Here is a 15,281-nt window from a genome sequence, read left to right on the forward strand (position 1 = left end):
CGTGCCGTGGGGCTGCTCACGCGTGCCCTCCGAGCGCGGGAAGAACTCGTACCAGGAGCCGTACAGGGCCCGCTCGCGCTCCACCAGCAGCGGCAACGGCTCACTGCTGGTGACCAGCTCCCGCAGCGGATAGCGGGCCAGCACCGCGTCCACCTCCGGCGTCAGCGCCCCCGCCAGCCGCGACGCCGCGGGACGCTCCTCGTCCCGCAGGGTTTCCGCCGCAGCGAGCAGCACCGCGCGGCCGGCTCCCTTCGGTGTGCCGGCCGCTGCCCGCTCGAACAGTTCCGCCCCTTCTTCCAGGACCAGATCCGGGTCGATGCCGGCCGGGACCTTTATGCCCGCCGCGTGGCGCCAGGTGGCCACCGGGTCGCTCCAGGCCTCCACCCGGTACGACCAGCGGCCGACGGCGTCCGCGGTGACCTCGGCGCCCCAGCGGTCGCTGCCGGGGGCGAGTTCGCGCATCGGGGTCCACGGGCCGGGGCGGCCCTCGGGGTCCTCCAGGACGACGTTGGCGGCCACCGCGTCGTGCCCCTCCCGGAACACGGTGGCGGTGACCTCGAACGACTCACCCACGACCGCCTTGGCCGGCCGGTTGCCGCCCTCCACGGCCGGGCGGACGTCCCGTACCGGGATGCGGCCGATGGCCCGGGTCCTCCTCATGGTCCTCACCTCCAGCGTGCTCGAAAGCCGGGCCGCGGGGCCCGGTTCAGGGGACGGGTGTGCGGGAAGGCCGACTACCTTCCCGCCGTGGATCTGCGCTCGGCAGCCGGGGATCTGCGTTCCGCCGCCGATGTCCGGCGTCTGACCGCCGTGGCCGGACGAGGCCGTTCCTTCGGTTCCGGCACACAGGTGACGTGCTGCTCCTGCAAGCAGGTGATCTGCTGCTCCTGCAGGTAGGTGACGTGGTTCGTGCGCAGGTACCGCTCGGCGGCGTCCGCCGCCTCCCGGGCACAGCGCTTGCCCATCAGCACGCAGAGCGTGTAGCCGGAGTCCTCGAACGTCGTCCGCACCGTGCGGTCGTTCGGTGCCGCGAGCATCACGCGTTCCCAGGCCCGGTAACGCCGCAACTGCCGGGCGACTTCGGCTTTGGCGGGTAGCAGCATGGCGCCGATCACCTTTCGGGGCTCGAGGGGCACGGTCTCCCGACGGTCGGACGGCGGCCGTGCGTCAAGCGGCACGGACCCGTAACGGCGATCGAGTTCTTCACACATGGTGCACGCGTGACGACACAGCGTCTTGTTGGGTCTTCAACCACTGACCGCCCTGCTGGGCCGTTCGGGCGCCCCGGACCTGCTCACTTGGGCACGCAGACGCCTCAGCTGTGCGCTCGTGTTGCACGAACGGGCTAGCACCCTCAGGCTGAGGGTGACTCAGAAGCGATAGGCGCTCACGTTCCGTGTTCGGGGAACGTCCCGCAGACCGCGGGAGTGAGAAGGAACTGAGCTTCGCGGTGAGGAGAGCCGACCGATGAAGACCGCAGTGCCCTGCTACTACCACCTCGACGTGGAAGTCAGCCCGGAACGGGTGGGACAGGTCAGCCGCATTCTGGCCGCTCACCTGAAGTTCTGGGACCTGGACAACCTGGTCCAGCCCGTCTGCGGCGGTGCCGAGATGCTGCTCAAGGCCATCGACGAGCACGCCACGGACAAGAACACGTCGATCGAGATGTGGTGGAACGGGCAGCACCTGATCACCGCCATCGGGGACAACGACCGCGCCCTGCGCCCGGACCAGGAGCTGCGAGGCTGCCTGGAGCACCTCGCGGCCATGAGCGACGGCTGGGGCTGCTGCGCCACCGAGACCGGCAGCAAGGTCATCTGGTTCTCGCAGCGCGCCCGCGCCGGTGAACGCGTCCCGCTGGTGCCGACCGCCCCCGCCCCGCGCGAGAGCGAGGGCCTGGACGTGCCCCGCGAGGAGCGGGTCGTGCAGCTGGCCGGCCCGGCCAGTACCCCGGCCGAGGTCCTGGAGGACGCCCGGTGACGCGCCGGCCGTCGAGGAAGGGGGCGTCCGCCTGGGGCGGGCGCCCCTACCCCCTGGGGGCGGACCACGACGGGGCCGGCACCAACTTCGCGCTGTTCAGCGAGGTCGCCGAACGCGTCGAGCTGGTCCTCGTCGACGACGACGGCACCCACACCCAGGTGCCGCTGACCGAGGTCGACGGCTTCGTGTGGCACGGTTACCTCCCCGGCGTCGGCCCCGGCCAGCGCTACGGCTACCGCGTGCACGGACCGTGGGCCCCGGCCGCGGGTCACCGCTGCAACCCGGCCAAACTGCTGCTCGACCCGTACGCCCGCGCGGTGGACGGCCACATCGACAACCACCCCTCGCTCTACGAGCGCAACCCCGACGGGGGTCCCGACGCGGCCGACAGCGCCGGGCACACCATGCTCGGCGTGGTGACCGACCCGGCCTTCGACTGGGGCGACGACACCCGGCCCGGCCGGCCCTACGCCGACACGGTCATCTACGAGGCGCACGTCAAGGGCATGACCCGCACACACCCCGAGGTGCCCGAGGAACTCCGGGGCACCTACGCCGGGCTGGCCCACCCCGCGGTCGTCGAGCACCTGACCTCCCTCGGCGTCACGGCCGTGGAGCTGATGCCGGTCCACCAGTTCGTCCACGACGGGGTGCTGCACGACCGCGGCCTGTCGAACTACTGGGGCTACAACACCATCGGCTTCTTCGCGCCGCACAACGGCTACGCCGCCCACGGCACGCGCGGGGAACAGGTCGCCGAGTTCAAGCAGATGGTGAAGACCCTGCACGCGGCCGGGCTCGAAGTGATCCTCGACGTGGTCTACAACCACACCGCCGAGGGCAACGAGAGGGGCCCGACGCTGTCCTTCCGGGGCATCGACAACTCCTCCTACTACCGTCTGGTCGACGGCGACTGGGAGCACTACTACGACACCACCGGCACCGGCAACAGCCTGCTGATGCGCCACCCCTACGTCCTGCAGCTGATCATGGACTCGCTGCGGTACTGGGTGACCGAGATGCACGTCGACGGCTTCCGCTTCGACCTCGCGGCCACCCTGGCCCGCCAGTTCCACGAGGTGGACCGGCTGTCGGCGTTCTTCGACCTCATCCAGCAGGACCCGGTGATCAGCCGCGTCAAGCTGATCGCCGAACCGTGGGACGTCGGCGAGGGCGGCTACCAGGTGGGCAACTTCCCGCCCCTGTGGTCGGAGTGGAACGGCATGTACCGCGACGCGGTCCGGGACTTCTGGCGCGGCGAGGACCACACCCTCGGCGAGCTCGCCTCCCGGCTGACCGGCTCCTCGGACCTGTACCAGCACAGCCGGCGCCGGCCCCGCGCCAGCGTCAACTTCGTCACCGCGCACGACGGCTTCACCCTGCGCGACCTCGTCTCGTACAACGACAAGCACAACGAGGACAACGGCGAGGACAACCAGGACGGCGAGAGCACCAACCGGTCCTGGAACTGCGGCGCGGAGGGCGCGACGCGCGACCCGGCCGTGCGGGAACTGCGCACCCGCCAGCAGCGCAACTTCCTCGCCACCCTGCTGCTCTCCCAGGGCATCCCGATGCTCTCCCACGGGGACGAACTCGGGCGCACCCAGCGCGGCAACAACAACGCCTACTGCCAGGACAACGAGATCTCCTGGATCGACTGGCGGCTCACCGAGGAACAGCGCGACCTCCTGGAGTTCACCCGGTACGTCATCCGGCTGCGCACGGGCCACCCCGTGCTGCGCAGACGCCGCTTCTTCCTCGGCGAGACCCTGACCCGGGCGGACCAGCCGCTGCCCGACCTGGTGTGGCTGGCGCCGGACGCCCGCGAGATGACCGACGACGACTGGCAGCGCGGCGACGCGCACCACGTCGGCGTCTTCCTCAACGGTGACGCGATCGCCGAACCCGACCCGCGGGGCCGCCCCGTCGTCGACGACTCGTTCCTGCTGCTCCTCAACAGCCACTGGGAGCCGGTCGACTTCCGCCTTCCGGGCCCCTCCTACGGCGAATGCTGGAGGGCCCTCATCGACACGGCCGACCCGGAGGGCACCCCGGACGAGTCGGAGCACAAGGCCGGGACGGGCCTCACCGTCGGTGCCCGCAGCCTGGTTCTGCTCTCCCGCCCGTCACGCGCGACGCGCGACGAGGAGTGACGCCTAACGGCCAACGAAACGCGTGTGGGTTTACGCCCGCCGGGCGTCACCCCTCACGCGTGTCGCACAGGAGGCGGGGAAGTGACCTGCGTAGCAGCGACGGCGACAGCGGCGATCAGCGGTCGCGGCGCGCGGTCACGGTGAACTGCGCTCCGTCGTGGTCGCGCAGCACCGCCTCGTCACTGCCCTTCGACAGGACGCTGCCGCCGTGGAGTTCGGCCGCGCGGGCGCAGGCCTCCACGTCGTCGACGGAGAAGTGGACCTGCCAGTGCGGCCGGATCGCGGGGTCGGGGGCCGCCTCCAGCGCCCCGGACTCGATCCGGGCCACCACGTCCCCGCGGCTGCGCAGCACGACCTCGCCGCCCTCGTAGTGCACCTCGCAGCAGCCGGGCCGCTGGGTCGCCCACTCGAGGATCTCGCCGTAGAAGATCGCCGCGTCGAAGGCGTCCCGGGTGTGGAGCGTGATGAAGGCCGGCTGTGCGTTGCGCCAGGTCTCCCAGTCGGTGAAGAGGTCGCCCTCCCAGATGCCGAAGGTCGCCCCGTCCCGGTCGGCGAGCAGCGCCGCCCGCCCCGGCGGCAGCGAGATCGGCCCCACCGCGACCGTCCCCATGCGCTCCTGCACCCGCGCGACCGCCTCGTCCGCGCTGCGCACCGCGAAGTACGGCGTCCACGCGACCGCCATCTGCCACATGGTCGCCACCCCCGCGATGCTGGCCACCGGCGAGCCGTCCTTCAGCGCGATCCGGAACCGGTCGCCGAGCTTGGCCGGCCGCCACTGCCAGCCCAGCACGGCACCGTAGAACTCCTCGGTCGCCTCGACGTCCCGGCTGGTCAGGCTCACCCAGCAGGGCGCGCCGAACACGGAGTGTGATGAGACGACGTCCTTCGTGCCGGAGGAGGTGGGCATGTCGTGGTTCATGGCAGTCGCGTCCTGATCTCGTCGGCCTGGCAGCCACCGGAGGATTGACACCAGTGTCCAACCGGAACCGCTGTGGGCGCCTGTCGAGTACCCCGGCGAGGGCGCCGAAACGGTGTCCCGCCTGGTCCGCCCCGGTGGCACCGGGCGGGCCGAGTGACGACGATGGATGGGTCGGACACTGCGTCAAGGTACTCAAGCACCCGGTGGGGCCTCAGGCGCAGCGGCGCACCGCACCCGGAGGTGACCATGCCCACGGACGGGGGCTCGGACCGGATCCTCGCACTGCAGGAAGAGGTCCAGCAGCTGAAGGAGGCGGTCGTCTCCCATGCCGTCGTGGACCAGGCGATCGGGATGGTCGTGGCACTCGGCAGGATCTCCCCCGACCAGGGGTGGAGAGTGCTGAAGGAGGTGTCGCAGCACACCAACATCAAGCTGCGCAACGTCGCCGAACTGATCCTCGTCTGGGGGCGCACGGGCCTGATGCCCGAGGAGATCCGGTCCGTCCTGGAGGACGCCCTCGACCGTGCCGGGCCGACGCAGATCCCCGGATCGCCGCCGGAGGTGTGATCCCGGCGGGGATCCGGGGATCCGGGATCCGGTCGCTGCCGCCTCGGCGGAACCGGTCACCGCCGCCCCGGCGCGTGCTCAGCGCGACTCCGCGAGCAGCTCCTCACGCAGATGGGCGAAGCAGCTGCTGAGCAACCGGGAGACGTGCATCTGCGAGATGCCGAGCTGCTCGGCGATGCGGCTCTGTGTCATGCCCTTGAAGAACCGCAGATACAGGATGATCCGTTCGCGTTCCGGCAGCGCCTCGAGGCAGGGCCGGACGGCCACCCGGTTGACGACGGTGTCGAAGGCCGGGTCGGGCCCGCCGATCGCGTCCCCGAGGGCGTAGCCGTCGGTCCCGGGCATCTCGGCTTCCAGCGACAGCGCGGAGAAGCACTCCAGGGCCTCCGTGCCGGTGCGTACCTCGCCCTCGGTGAGCTGGGCGTACTCGGCGATCTCGGCGACGGTCGGGGCGCGCCCCGAGGTGGTCTGCGACAGCTCCTTCGCCGCGTGCCGCACCCGGTTGCGCAGGTCCTGGACCCGGCGGGGTACGTGCAGCGTCCACATGTGGTCGCGGAAGTGGCGCTTGATCTCGCCGGTGACCGTCGGTACCGCGTACGCCTCGAAGGCGTTGCCGCGGGCCGGGTCGTAGTGGTCGACCGCCTTCACCAGGCCCAGTGCGGCGACCTGGTACAGGTCCTCGAGGGCCTCTCCGCGGCCCCGGAACCGGACGGCGATCCGCTCGGCCATGGGCAGCCAGGCCTCGACCAGCTCGTCCCGCAGGGCCTTGCGCTCGGGCCCTTCGGGCAGACGGGCGAGACGGGCGAACGCCGCCGTGGTGTCGGGGGCGTCGTCGTGGGGGTGCGTTCGGGTGCTGCCGGCGATACGCATGGTGCGCACCTCCCTGAGCAGGTGCTGAGTGGGCAGACACCGTGGGAAGCGCGGCCTCGGACATCACGGACAGCACCAGGAGTCCGGGCGGCCGGCTCCCCACGTACGTGCCTCCTGTCCGAAGCACTGACAATTCAGACAATACGGCATTCGGGGGACGGGGGCGCTCTCAAGGTGCCGCTCTTTCGCTCATGCCCCGTGACCGGTTCGGACCGCTGGCGTCCCTTGACTCTGCCGGTCGTCCGGTCCGTTGATCTTCACTCGTGGAAGTGATGTGCGGCACGCCTGGGTAAGCGCTTTCCCCCGCTCTTTCCGGATAACCGCTGGGCACGGCTTGATCGCCGATCAAAAAGGATGAACTGCCAGGCCACAGCGCATTCTGCTCATTTGACAGTGCGCTGAGCGCACAGATAGGAAGCAGCTTCCAGAGGTCGAGAGGGTGCAGCGTGTACGAGCCGAACGTGGTCGGGGACTGGCAGGAGTACGACGAGCATGCCGGTCTGCGCGTCCGCGTCCACCGTCTGGAACTGGCCGAGCCGCCCCGCGGCCGGGACGACGCCGCCGACGGGCTGACGTACTTCTGCCTCCGTGTGACGGTCGAGAACCGCGGCAACCGCCAGCTCGGGGTCCATCTGGAGGACGGCCAGATCGACGTCCGTCTCGGTCCGGACGGGGAGGGCGCCTTCATCGACTGGCGCAACTCGCAGTTCATCGAGGGCTTCGACGTCTACCCGCTGCGCAGGGCCACCGCCGTGCTCTACGCGGCCGGCGCCGAGGCCGCCCTGGGTCTGGTGGACGTCCAGGTGCAGTTGCGCGTCGAGGAGGAGTGGACCGCCCGCCGGCTGTGGTCGGGCGGCATCGGCGCGCACGAGGCGGTCACGGGCGGTCAGCAGGGCGCGGTGCGGGACAGCCTTGCGCACCAGGTGAGCGTCTTCCTGCGGGACCAGGCGGAGGAAGGCACCGCCTGATCCGGTGTCAGGGCCTCGCGCGGCTCAGTGCGGGATGCCGTCGATGATCTCGCGCGCACCCTGACGCAGCAGGGCGACGGCGACCGAGGTGCCGAGGGTGGCCGGGTCGAGCCGGCCCGCCCACTCGTGGGCGTTGAGGCGCGTCTTGCCGTCCGGGGTGAACACACAGGCTCGCAGGGACAGTTCGCCGCTGCGGTCCACCTGGGCGAACCCGGCGATGGGGCTGTTGCAGTGCCCCTGGAGCACATGCAGGAACATGCGCTCGGCGGTGGTCTCCCGGTGGGTGTCGGGGTCGCCGAGGCCGCTCACCGCGTCGATCAGCGCGGTGTCGTCCTCACGGCACTGCAGCGCCAGCACGCCCGCGCCGATGGGCGGCATCATCGTCTCGGTCGAGAGGATCTCGCTGATGACGTCCTCGCGGCCGATGCGCTCCAGGCCGGAGACCGCGAGCAGCAGTGCGTCCGCCTCCCCGGCGGCCAGCTTCGCGAGACGCTTGTTGGCGTTGCCCCGGAACGGCACGCACTCCAGGTGCGGGTGCGTGGCGGCCAGTTGCGCGACGCGGCGCACCGACGAGGTGCCGATCCGGGTGCCGGCCGGCAGTTCGTCCAGGGTGAGCCCGCCCGGGTGGATCAGGGCGTCGCGGATGTCGTCCCGCTTGAGGAACGCGGCGAACACCGTGCCCGCCGGGAGCGGCCGGTCGGCCGGCACGTCCTTCACGCAGTGCACGGCGAGGTCGGCCTCGCCGGCCAGCAGTGCCGCGTCGACCTCCTTGGTGAACGCGCCCTTGCCCTCGACCTGGGACAGATCGCCCATCCACTTGTCGCCGGTGGTCTTCACCGGCACGACCTCGGTGCGCACTCCGGGACGGGCGGCGGCCAATTCGGTCCGGACGCGCTCCACCTGGGCGAGCGCCATGGGGGAGTCGCGGGAGACGATGCGAATCAGTTCGGGGACGGACATGCGGACACGATAGACCCTCTCGCGGGGGTGTTCGTGCCGTACCTCCCCCGACTGCCGGGCGGCGCACGTCAGTTCGGGGCGAGTGGATCTCCCGCGAGCCGGTACCGCCGCCCCGCGATCCGGGGCCGGACCGGCCGGGCGTCCGGGCCCGGCCGGTCCGCCCGTCTCAGGCGTACGGGTCGAAGGAGATGCCGGAGGGCTTGGCCTTCGCGAGGTGGCCGGCGAAGTCGCCGTCCTTCAGGCCGAAGTGGGCGCTGCCGAAGTCGTACGACGTGAGCTTGTCGCGCACGCCCGCCGGGTAGCCGTTCCAGCCGACCAGCGCCGGGTACTGCCAGGTGCGCTTGTGGTTCTCCGGCGGCTCGTCGTTCGTGTTCGCGGCACGGAAGCAGTGCGTGCTGATGCCGTCCTTGTGGTAGACGATCTTCGCGTGCGTGCCGTCGAAGCGGATCGCGGACGCCGCGTGCACGGTGAACGAGCCGTGGTTGGACGTCGACACGTACTTGACCTGGTTGTCCTGCACGAACACCGCGACGTGCTCGAAGTCGTGCCGGTGGCCGCCGAGGCCGCTGCCGGCCACGGCCTGGTCCTTCTCGAAGTAGAGGGCGTACAGGATGGCGCACCAGCCGTTGTTGCACTTGGCACGCGCGTAGCCGTTGGTGTTGTCGAGGTCCGAGGCGTCCCGGCAGCTGCCGTTCAGGGCGCCGCTCGGCTTCAGGCCGCCGTTCACCGTGCCGTCCGGGCCGATCGCCGGCGTGGAGTAACAGCCGTCGGTGTCGTAGTCGTAGGCGGGCTGGTACGTCTGCTCCAGCGGGTCCGCGTTGGCGGGCAGCGCCGACGGCGGGGCGGCGAAGGCCGTGGCGGGGGCCGCCAGGACGAGGGCGGCGGCACCCGCCGCTGCGGTGAGCCATCTCCTGCTGTGGCGGGCGAACGTGCGTGACGACACTGCGTCCTCCTTGGTCCGGGCGCAGCCCAACGGCTGTGGGGGAAACGGGGGTTCAGCTTCCAGGTTGAACGCGTCCATGCCAAGAGGGCCGGAGGGGCTCCGGGGTGAATCGCTGCCCAACAGCGGGAGACCGGGCGTCGTTTCAGACCATGTCGTCCGGGATGTCGGCCGCCGCGTCCTCGGGCGCCAGATCGGGCCGGAGCCGCAGCCAGGACGGCTGCCTCAGCAACCCCTCCCGGGTGCGGGTGCTGTAGCGGACCTCGCCGACCAGGCGGGGCACCACCCAGTGCGCCCCAGGGGCCCGGGGGGCCGGGTCGAAGGGGCACACGCCGGTCGCGGCGGCCTCCAGCAACCCGGCGAGTTCGGTGCGTTCGGCCTCGCTCCAGCCCGTGCCCACACTGCCGACGTAACGCAGCCGGCCCGCCGCGCGCTGCCCGACCAGCACCGCGCCCGGCAGACCGGTGAGGCGACCCCTGCCGGGCTGCCAGCCGCCGACCAGGACGTCCTCCGTGCGCATGTTGCGGATCTTGATCCACGCCCGGGAGCGCGTCCCGGGTTCGTACACGGAGTCCAGCCGCTTGCAGACCAGACCCTCCAGGCCGTGCTCCCGGGTGGCGCGCAGGGCCTCGGCGCCGTGGCCGACCAGGGCCCGCGGGGTCGACCAGGAGGGCCCGGTGAGGCCGAGGTCCTCCAGCGTGGCGCGGCGTCGTGCGTAGGGGAGGCGCAGGAGGGAGTGGTTCTCCAGGTGCATCAGGTCGAACAGCACGAGGTGGACGGGGACCTCGGCCGCGCGCCGGGCGGCCCTGGCGGGTGCGTGGGCCAGGCCCATCCGGGACTGCAGCAGCTGGAAGCTCGCGCGGCCCTCGGCGTCCAGGGCCATGACCTCTCCGTCCAGGACGGCGGGGGTGGCCCCGAGAGCGGTGCCCAGCGGCCGGAGTTCGGGGTAGGCGGCGGTGATGTCGTCGCCGGAGCGGGCACGCAGCAGTACGGTGCCGTCCCCGGGCAGATAGACCACCACCCGCTGGCCGTCCTGCTTGGTCTCGTAGGCCCAGCGCGCGTCCTGGGCGGCGGGCGGCAGGGCGCCGGACGTGGCGAGCATGGGCGGGATCAGCGGCAGGTCCACGGGTGAGGTGTCGACGAACCGGCGGGCGCTCACGCGTGTTCTCCGGCGGTTTCCCCTGAACGGCGCCGACCCGGGTGCGGCCTCACCGGGCGTCGCGACGATTTCCCCGCCCACGGCGACGAGGAAGGCGAACCCCCGCCGGCTCCGGACACGTCGGCCTGATCCCCGGTCAGCGTGCGGCCGGGTCACGCGGATCCGCCCGCACGGCGGCCACCCCCAGGGGCGCCGGTTCGCGCAGGCCGCACAGCAGCAGGCGGCCGAGCGCGGGCAGCACGACGAGCGGCAGCAGGGCCGACCGGAGGGACGTCGCGTCGGCCAGCGCCCCGAGGGCGGGCGCCGCGAGACCGCCGACGCTCACGGTGAGCCCCAGCGTGACCCCGCTCGCGGTGCCCACGCGCCGAGGCAGGAAGTCCTGGCCCAGAGTGATGTGCAGCGAGAACGGCACATACAGGCCCGCCGACGTCAGCGCCACGAACAAGTACACCGGCGGCCCGGGCACCAGCACCAGCCCGGCCACGGCCAGGACCGTCAGGGCGTACGACCGGCGCACCACCGTCACCCGCCCGTACCGCCCGGCCAGCCGGCCCCCGGCCAGCGTGCCGAGCGCACCGCCGGCGTAGAGCACGAACAGCGCCGCCGTACCGGCCACCTCCCCGCCGCCGGTGCGCTCGCGCACGTACAGGGAGACGAACGCGCTCAGGCCGACGAAGACCACCGAGCGGCACGCCACGGCCCCGGACAGCCGCAGGAAGGACCGCCAGTCGTCCTCACCGACGGCGGCGGACGCACCGTGACCCCGGGTGCCGGGCCCCGCGGCCCGCACGGCCGCCGCACACAGGGCCGCACCCGCCAGGGCGGGCACGACCAGCAGGGGAGAGGCGCGCAGTCCGCCCGTGGCCGTCACGGCGAAGACCAGCAGGGGCGCCAGCGCGAAGCCGGCGTTGCCGCCGAAGGAGAACCAGCCCATCGCGGTGTGCCGGCCGTGCGCCACGGCCCGCGCCACCCGGGCGGCCTCGGGGTGGTAGGCGGCCACGCCCACCCCGGTCACAGCCACCGCCGCCAGGGTCAGTGCGTAGGAGCCGGTCACCCCGCTCAGGGCGACACCCGCCCCGGCCGCCACCGCGCTCAGCGGCAGCAGCCACGGCATCGCCCACCGGTCGGTGAGCACCCCGAACAGCGGCTGTACCAGCGACGACAGCAGGGACGCCGCCAGCACGACACCCGAGGCGGCGGCGTAGGAGTAGGCGCGCTCGGCGACGAAATACGGCACCAGGGCGGCGACGGCACCCTGGTACACATCCACACAGGCGTGCCCCAGGGACATCAGGGCGACGGGTCGGCCGGATCGGGAAGAGGTCACCCGGCGATCGTCGTCCGCGAGCGGTCCGGCCCGCTTCCGATAATCTGCCGGATCGTGCCGAACATCCGCCACACCGCCACCGCACCCACCCGCGCCCGGCGGCTCACCGCCGGCGGCCGCATCGACGCGCACCGGCACGACGACCACCAGATCGTCTACGCGGGCGCCGGAGTCGTGGCCGTCACCACCGATGCCGGCACCTGGTTCGCGCCCGGCACCCGCGCCATCTGGGTCCCGGCCGGCACCGTGCATGCCCACCGCGCCCACGGCCACCTCGATCTGCACCTGATCGGCCTTCCGGCCGACGACAACCCCCTCGGCCTGGACCACCCGGCCGTCCTCGCCGTCAGCCCGCTGCTGCGCGAGCTGATCCTCGCCTACACCCGCGACCCGCACGACCGCAGCCCGGAGCGGCACCGGCTGCGCGCCGTGCTGCGCGACCAGCTGCGGGTCTCGCCCCAGCAGCCCCTGCGCCTGCCGACGCCCACCGACCCGCGGCTGGCCGCCGTCTGCGCGCTCGTGCACGCCGAACCGGCCGACGTCCGCACCCTCGCCGAGCTCGGTGCCGCGGCCGGGGTGGGGGAGCGGACCCTCAGCCGGCTCTTCCGTACGGAGCTCGGGATGACGTTCCCTCAGTGGCGCACCCAATCGCGGCTCTACCACGCCCTGCGGCTGCTGGCCGACGGCCTGCCCGTCACCACCGTCGCCCACCGCTGCGGCTGGTCCTCCGCGAGCGCCTTCATCGACGTCTTCCGCCGCTCCTTCGGCTACACGCCGGGCAGACATCTCGGGCCCGCCCGGGACCCGGGTGGACCGACCTGACTACCGACCGGTAATAATGCGCGGCAGGCCTTCAGAGGAGGAACCGTGCCCCGGTCCGAACGCTCACCCCTGCTGCTCGCCGGCCTGCTGGCCACCGCGGGCGTCGCCCACTTCGCCACCCCCCGCCCGTTCGACGCCACCATCCCGCGTGGCCTGCCCGGTACGCCCAGGGCCTGGACCTACGCGAGCGGCGCCGCCGAACTCGCGCTGGCCGCCGGCCTGGCGCTGCCCCGCACCCGCAAGGCGGCCGCCCTGGCCACGGCGGCCTTCTTCGTCGGGGTGTTCCCCGCCAACGTCAAGATGGCCGCCGACTGGCGCCACCGCCCCGCCCGGCAGAAGGCCGCCGCCTTCGGGCGCCTGCCCCTGCAGGTGCCCCTCGTGCTCTGGGCGCGCGGCGTCGCCCGCAACGCGGAGGGCGGGGCGTGACCGCGCGCGTGGAGCCCGGCGACAAGGTCGAGGACTTCTCCCTGCCCGACGAGACCGGCACCCCGCGCAGTCTGTCCGCGCTGCTCGCCGAGGGCCCCGTCGTGCTCTTCTTCTACCCGGCAGCCCTCACCCCGGGCTGCACCGCCCAGGCCTGCCACTTCCGGGACCTGGCCGCCGAGTTCGCCGCCGTCGGAGCGCGGCCCGTCGGCATCAGCGGCGACGCCGTCGAACGGCAGCAGGAGTTCGCCGGACGGCACGGCCTCGGCATGCCGCTGTTGTCCGACGCCGACGGGGCGGTCCGTGAGCGGTTCGGCGTGAAGCGCGGCTTTTCACTGGCGCCCACCAAGCGCACCACCTTCGTCATCGCGCGGGACGGCACCGTCCTCGACGTCGTCCGCAGCGAACTGCGCATGAACGCGCACGCCGACCGGGCCCTCGCCGCGCTGCGCTCCCACCGGGCCTGACCCTCCTGGTACGCCCCGTCGGCCGCCGCCGCTCACTCCCCGGCCGTCTCCGACGCCACCTGGGCGAGTGTGCGGCCGGACTTCGCCGAGCGGGCGCGGCGCGGATCGGGGGTCCCGTGCGGACGGGCCGCGTCCCCGGACCGCTTCACGAGCAGCCAGGCCTCCTCGCCGTCACCGCCCCCGCGGAACCGGGTCAGGGCGTACTCGCCGTGCAGCTTGGAACCGCTCAGCCGGAACGTGGCGTGCCCGCGCTGAAGCGACTCGGCGAAGTCGACGGGCCGGCCCTGACGGTCATGGCTCAGCGGCTCGTACGTGCCGTGGTCCCAGACGATCACCGTGCCGCCGCCGTACTCGCCGCTCGGGATCACACCCTCGAACTCCTCGTACTCCAGCGGATGATCCTCCGTGGGCACGGCCAGGCGCTTGTCCTTCGGGTCCGCCGAGGGGCCCTTGGGGATCGACCAGGACTTCAGCACATCGCCCACCTGGAGCCGGAAGTCGAAGTGCATCGTGCTCGCGTCGTGGATCTGCACCACGAACCGTGGCATGTCACCGCCGGACGCACCGCGTCCCCGGGGCTCGCCGGTCCGGTCGAAGTCGCGCTTGCCGCGGTAGTCCCGCAGCCGGTCCGCCTCGGCCACCTCCGGCTCCTTCCTGCCCCACGGACGCCTCAGGCGCGCCTCACGGCTGCATCGCGGGTGCCTCACGGGCGCCCCGGGTACCCGTCAGAACTCCTCGTGCACCTCGGGGTCCCCGCCGACCCTGTGCTGCGCCCGGTCCGCGACGGCCCGCATCTCGTCCTCGCTCAGCTCGAAGCCGAAGACGTCCAGGTTGGCGCGCTGCCGCTCGGGGTTCGCCGACTTCGGGATCGGTACCGCGCCCAGTTGCGTGTGCCAGCGCAGCACGACCTGCCCCGGCGACACCCCGTGCGCCCGGGCGATCCTCGTCAGCGCGGGATCCTCCAGCAGGGGCGTGCCCCGGCCCAGCGGGCTCCAGCTCTCGGTGACGATGCCCTTGCCCGCGTGGAAGGCGCGCAGATCGTCCTGCGGCAGCAGCGGGTGCAGCTCGATCTGGTTGACCGACGGCAGCACCCCGGTCTCCTCCTCCAGCCGCTCGATGTGCCCGGCCGTGAAGTTGGAGACGCCGATCGACCGCACGAGCCCGTCCTCGCGCAGCTTGATCATGGCCTTCCAGGAGCCGACGTACCGGTCCACGCGCGGCAGCGGCCAGTGGATCAGGTACAGATCGACGTACTCCAGGCCGAGGCGGGCCCGGGACTCCTCGAAGGAGGCGAGGGTCTCCTCGTAGCCGTGGTGCCGGCCCGGGAGCTTCGTCGTCACGACGACCTCCTCGCGCGGCACCACACCGGAGGCCACGGCGCGGCCGACCCCCCTCTCGTTGCGGTAGTTCGCCGCCGTGTCGATCAGACGGTAGCCCGCCTCCAGGGCCGAGAGCACGGCCTGCTGCGCCTCGTCGTCGCCGAGCGGCCAGGTGCCGAGGCCCAGGGCGGGGAGCGTCGTACCGTCGTTGAGCGTGTGCGTCGGGATGCTGGTCACCGTCGGGCCTTCCCGTTGACTGTGCGTGCGCTGGTTTGTCGTCCCTCCAGCGTCCCACCGTCGCCGCCATGAGGACCGCATGAGGTGACCGCCCTCGTCCTGATGGTCGCCCTCGGCGGGGATCGCTGTCACGATCTTCGGGACGGCAGGATCACGACCAGCGGAGTGCT

At 72.4% G+C, this 15,281-nt stretch carries 17 protein-coding genes; 7 read left to right on the forward strand and 10 right to left on the reverse strand.

All coding sequences use genetic code 11. The features are described 5' to 3' along the window. Nucleotides 1-660, reverse strand: a 660-nt coding sequence (locus ACFV20_RS33425; protein WP_385663896.1) for a maltotransferase domain-containing protein, incomplete at its 3' end; no start/stop codon positions are given. A 74-nt stretch (nucleotides 661-734) separates the two neighbouring features. Further along, the gene (locus tag ACFV20_RS33430; protein WP_385663899.1) at nucleotides 735-1,103 is read right to left on the reverse strand and encodes a DUF5133 domain-containing protein; all 369 of its coding nucleotides are present in this window, start codon (nucleotides 1,101-1,103) and stop codon (nucleotides 735-737) included. Between the two features lie 364 nt (nucleotides 1,104-1,467). Between ACFV20_RS33430 and ACFV20_RS33435 the strand changes: the two genes are divergently transcribed. Together ACFV20_RS33435 and glgX are read left to right on the forward strand one after the other, a co-directional pair. Then, complete coding sequence (locus ACFV20_RS33435; RefSeq protein WP_366718295.1) at nucleotides 1,468-1,980, forward strand: pep a2; 513 nt, start codon at nucleotides 1,468-1,470, stop codon at nucleotides 1,978-1,980. Further along, on the forward strand, nucleotides 1,977-4,133 hold the full coding sequence (gene glgX / locus ACFV20_RS33440; protein ID WP_385663902.1) for a glycogen debranching protein GlgX: 2,157 nt from the start codon (nucleotides 1,977-1,979) through the stop codon (nucleotides 4,131-4,133). The genes ACFV20_RS33435 and glgX overlap by 4 nt, the downstream gene beginning before the upstream one ends. Before the next feature lie 115 nt (nucleotides 4,134-4,248). Here the strand turns inward: glgX and ACFV20_RS33445 are convergent, their stop codons facing one another. Continuing rightward, nucleotides 4,249-5,052, reverse strand: coding sequence for a VOC family protein (locus ACFV20_RS33445; RefSeq protein ID WP_385663905.1), 804 nt, complete (start codon nucleotides 5,050-5,052; stop codon nucleotides 4,249-4,251). A 246-nt stretch (nucleotides 5,053-5,298) separates the two neighbouring features. Between ACFV20_RS33445 and ACFV20_RS33450 the strand changes: the two genes are divergently transcribed. Further along, nucleotides 5,299-5,619, forward strand: a complete 321-nt coding sequence (locus tag ACFV20_RS33450; protein ID WP_385663907.1) for an ANTAR domain-containing protein — start codon at nucleotides 5,299-5,301, stop codon at nucleotides 5,617-5,619. A 78-nt stretch (nucleotides 5,620-5,697) separates the two neighbouring features. Here ACFV20_RS33450 and ACFV20_RS33455 read toward each other — a convergent pair whose 3' ends face one another. After that, a complete protein-coding gene (locus ACFV20_RS33455; protein ID WP_385663910.1) occupies nucleotides 5,698-6,489 on the reverse strand; it encodes an RNA polymerase sigma factor SigF in 792 nt (263 codons plus the stop codon). Between the two features lie 446 nt (nucleotides 6,490-6,935). On the opposite strand from ACFV20_RS33455, the gene ACFV20_RS33460 reads away from it, so the two are divergent. After that, on the forward strand, nucleotides 6,936-7,457 hold the full coding sequence (locus ACFV20_RS33460; RefSeq protein ID WP_385663913.1) for a hypothetical protein: 522 nt from the start codon (nucleotides 6,936-6,938) through the stop codon (nucleotides 7,455-7,457). A 24-nt stretch (nucleotides 7,458-7,481) separates the two neighbouring features. Here ACFV20_RS33460 and hemC read toward each other — a convergent pair whose 3' ends face one another. From hemC to ACFV20_RS33480, 4 genes are all read right to left on the reverse strand, one after another. After that, nucleotides 7,482-8,417 (reverse strand): hydroxymethylbilane synthase, encoded by a 936-nt coding sequence (gene hemC / locus ACFV20_RS33465; protein WP_385663919.1) that lies wholly within the window; start codon nucleotides 8,415-8,417, stop codon nucleotides 7,482-7,484. 166 nt (nucleotides 8,418-8,583) lie between these two features. Beyond that, the gene (locus tag ACFV20_RS33470; RefSeq protein WP_385663922.1) at nucleotides 8,584-9,360 is read right to left on the reverse strand and encodes an NPP1 family protein; all 777 of its coding nucleotides are present in this window, start codon (nucleotides 9,358-9,360) and stop codon (nucleotides 8,584-8,586) included. A 142-nt stretch (nucleotides 9,361-9,502) separates the two neighbouring features. After that, on the reverse strand, nucleotides 9,503-10,483 hold the full coding sequence (gene ligD / locus ACFV20_RS33475) for a non-homologous end-joining DNA ligase (RefSeq protein ID WP_385664022.1): 981 nt from the start codon (nucleotides 10,481-10,483) through the stop codon (nucleotides 9,503-9,505). Between the two features lie 169 nt (nucleotides 10,484-10,652). Continuing rightward, complete coding sequence (locus ACFV20_RS33480) at nucleotides 10,653-11,807, reverse strand: MFS transporter (RefSeq protein WP_385664025.1); 1,155 nt, start codon at nucleotides 11,805-11,807, stop codon at nucleotides 10,653-10,655. A 90-nt stretch (nucleotides 11,808-11,897) separates the two neighbouring features. On the opposite strand from ACFV20_RS33480, the gene ACFV20_RS33485 reads away from it, so the two are divergent. From ACFV20_RS33485 to ACFV20_RS33495, 3 genes are read left to right on the forward strand one after another with little or no spacing between them, the layout of a single operon-like run. Then, nucleotides 11,898-12,665, forward strand: coding sequence for an AraC family transcriptional regulator (locus ACFV20_RS33485; RefSeq protein WP_385663925.1), 768 nt, complete (start codon nucleotides 11,898-11,900; stop codon nucleotides 12,663-12,665). A 45-nt stretch (nucleotides 12,666-12,710) separates the two neighbouring features. Further along, complete coding sequence (locus tag ACFV20_RS33490) at nucleotides 12,711-13,091, forward strand: DoxX family protein (RefSeq protein WP_385663928.1); 381 nt, start codon at nucleotides 12,711-12,713, stop codon at nucleotides 13,089-13,091. After that, a complete protein-coding gene (locus ACFV20_RS33495; protein ID WP_385663931.1) occupies nucleotides 13,088-13,555 on the forward strand; it encodes a peroxiredoxin in 468 nt (155 codons plus the stop codon). The genes ACFV20_RS33490 and ACFV20_RS33495 overlap by 4 nt, the downstream gene beginning before the upstream one ends. Before the next feature lie 32 nt (nucleotides 13,556-13,587). Here ACFV20_RS33495 and ACFV20_RS33500 read toward each other — a convergent pair whose 3' ends face one another. Both ACFV20_RS33500 and ACFV20_RS33505 read right to left on the reverse strand, forming a co-directional pair. Next, nucleotides 13,588-14,196, reverse strand: coding sequence for a DNA polymerase ligase N-terminal domain-containing protein (locus tag ACFV20_RS33500; RefSeq protein WP_385663934.1), 609 nt, complete (start codon nucleotides 14,194-14,196; stop codon nucleotides 13,588-13,590). Nucleotides 14,197-14,280: 84 nt separating this feature from the next. Continuing rightward, entirely contained in the window at nucleotides 14,281-15,111 is an 831-nt protein-coding gene (locus ACFV20_RS33505; protein ID WP_385663936.1) for an aldo/keto reductase, read from the reverse strand. Between the last annotated feature and the right edge of the window lie 170 nt (nucleotides 15,112-15,281).

The organism is Streptomyces sp. NPDC059696, from assembly GCF_042733745.1.
Classification (GTDB): Bacteria; Actinomycetota; Actinomycetes; order Streptomycetales; family Streptomycetaceae; genus Streptomyces.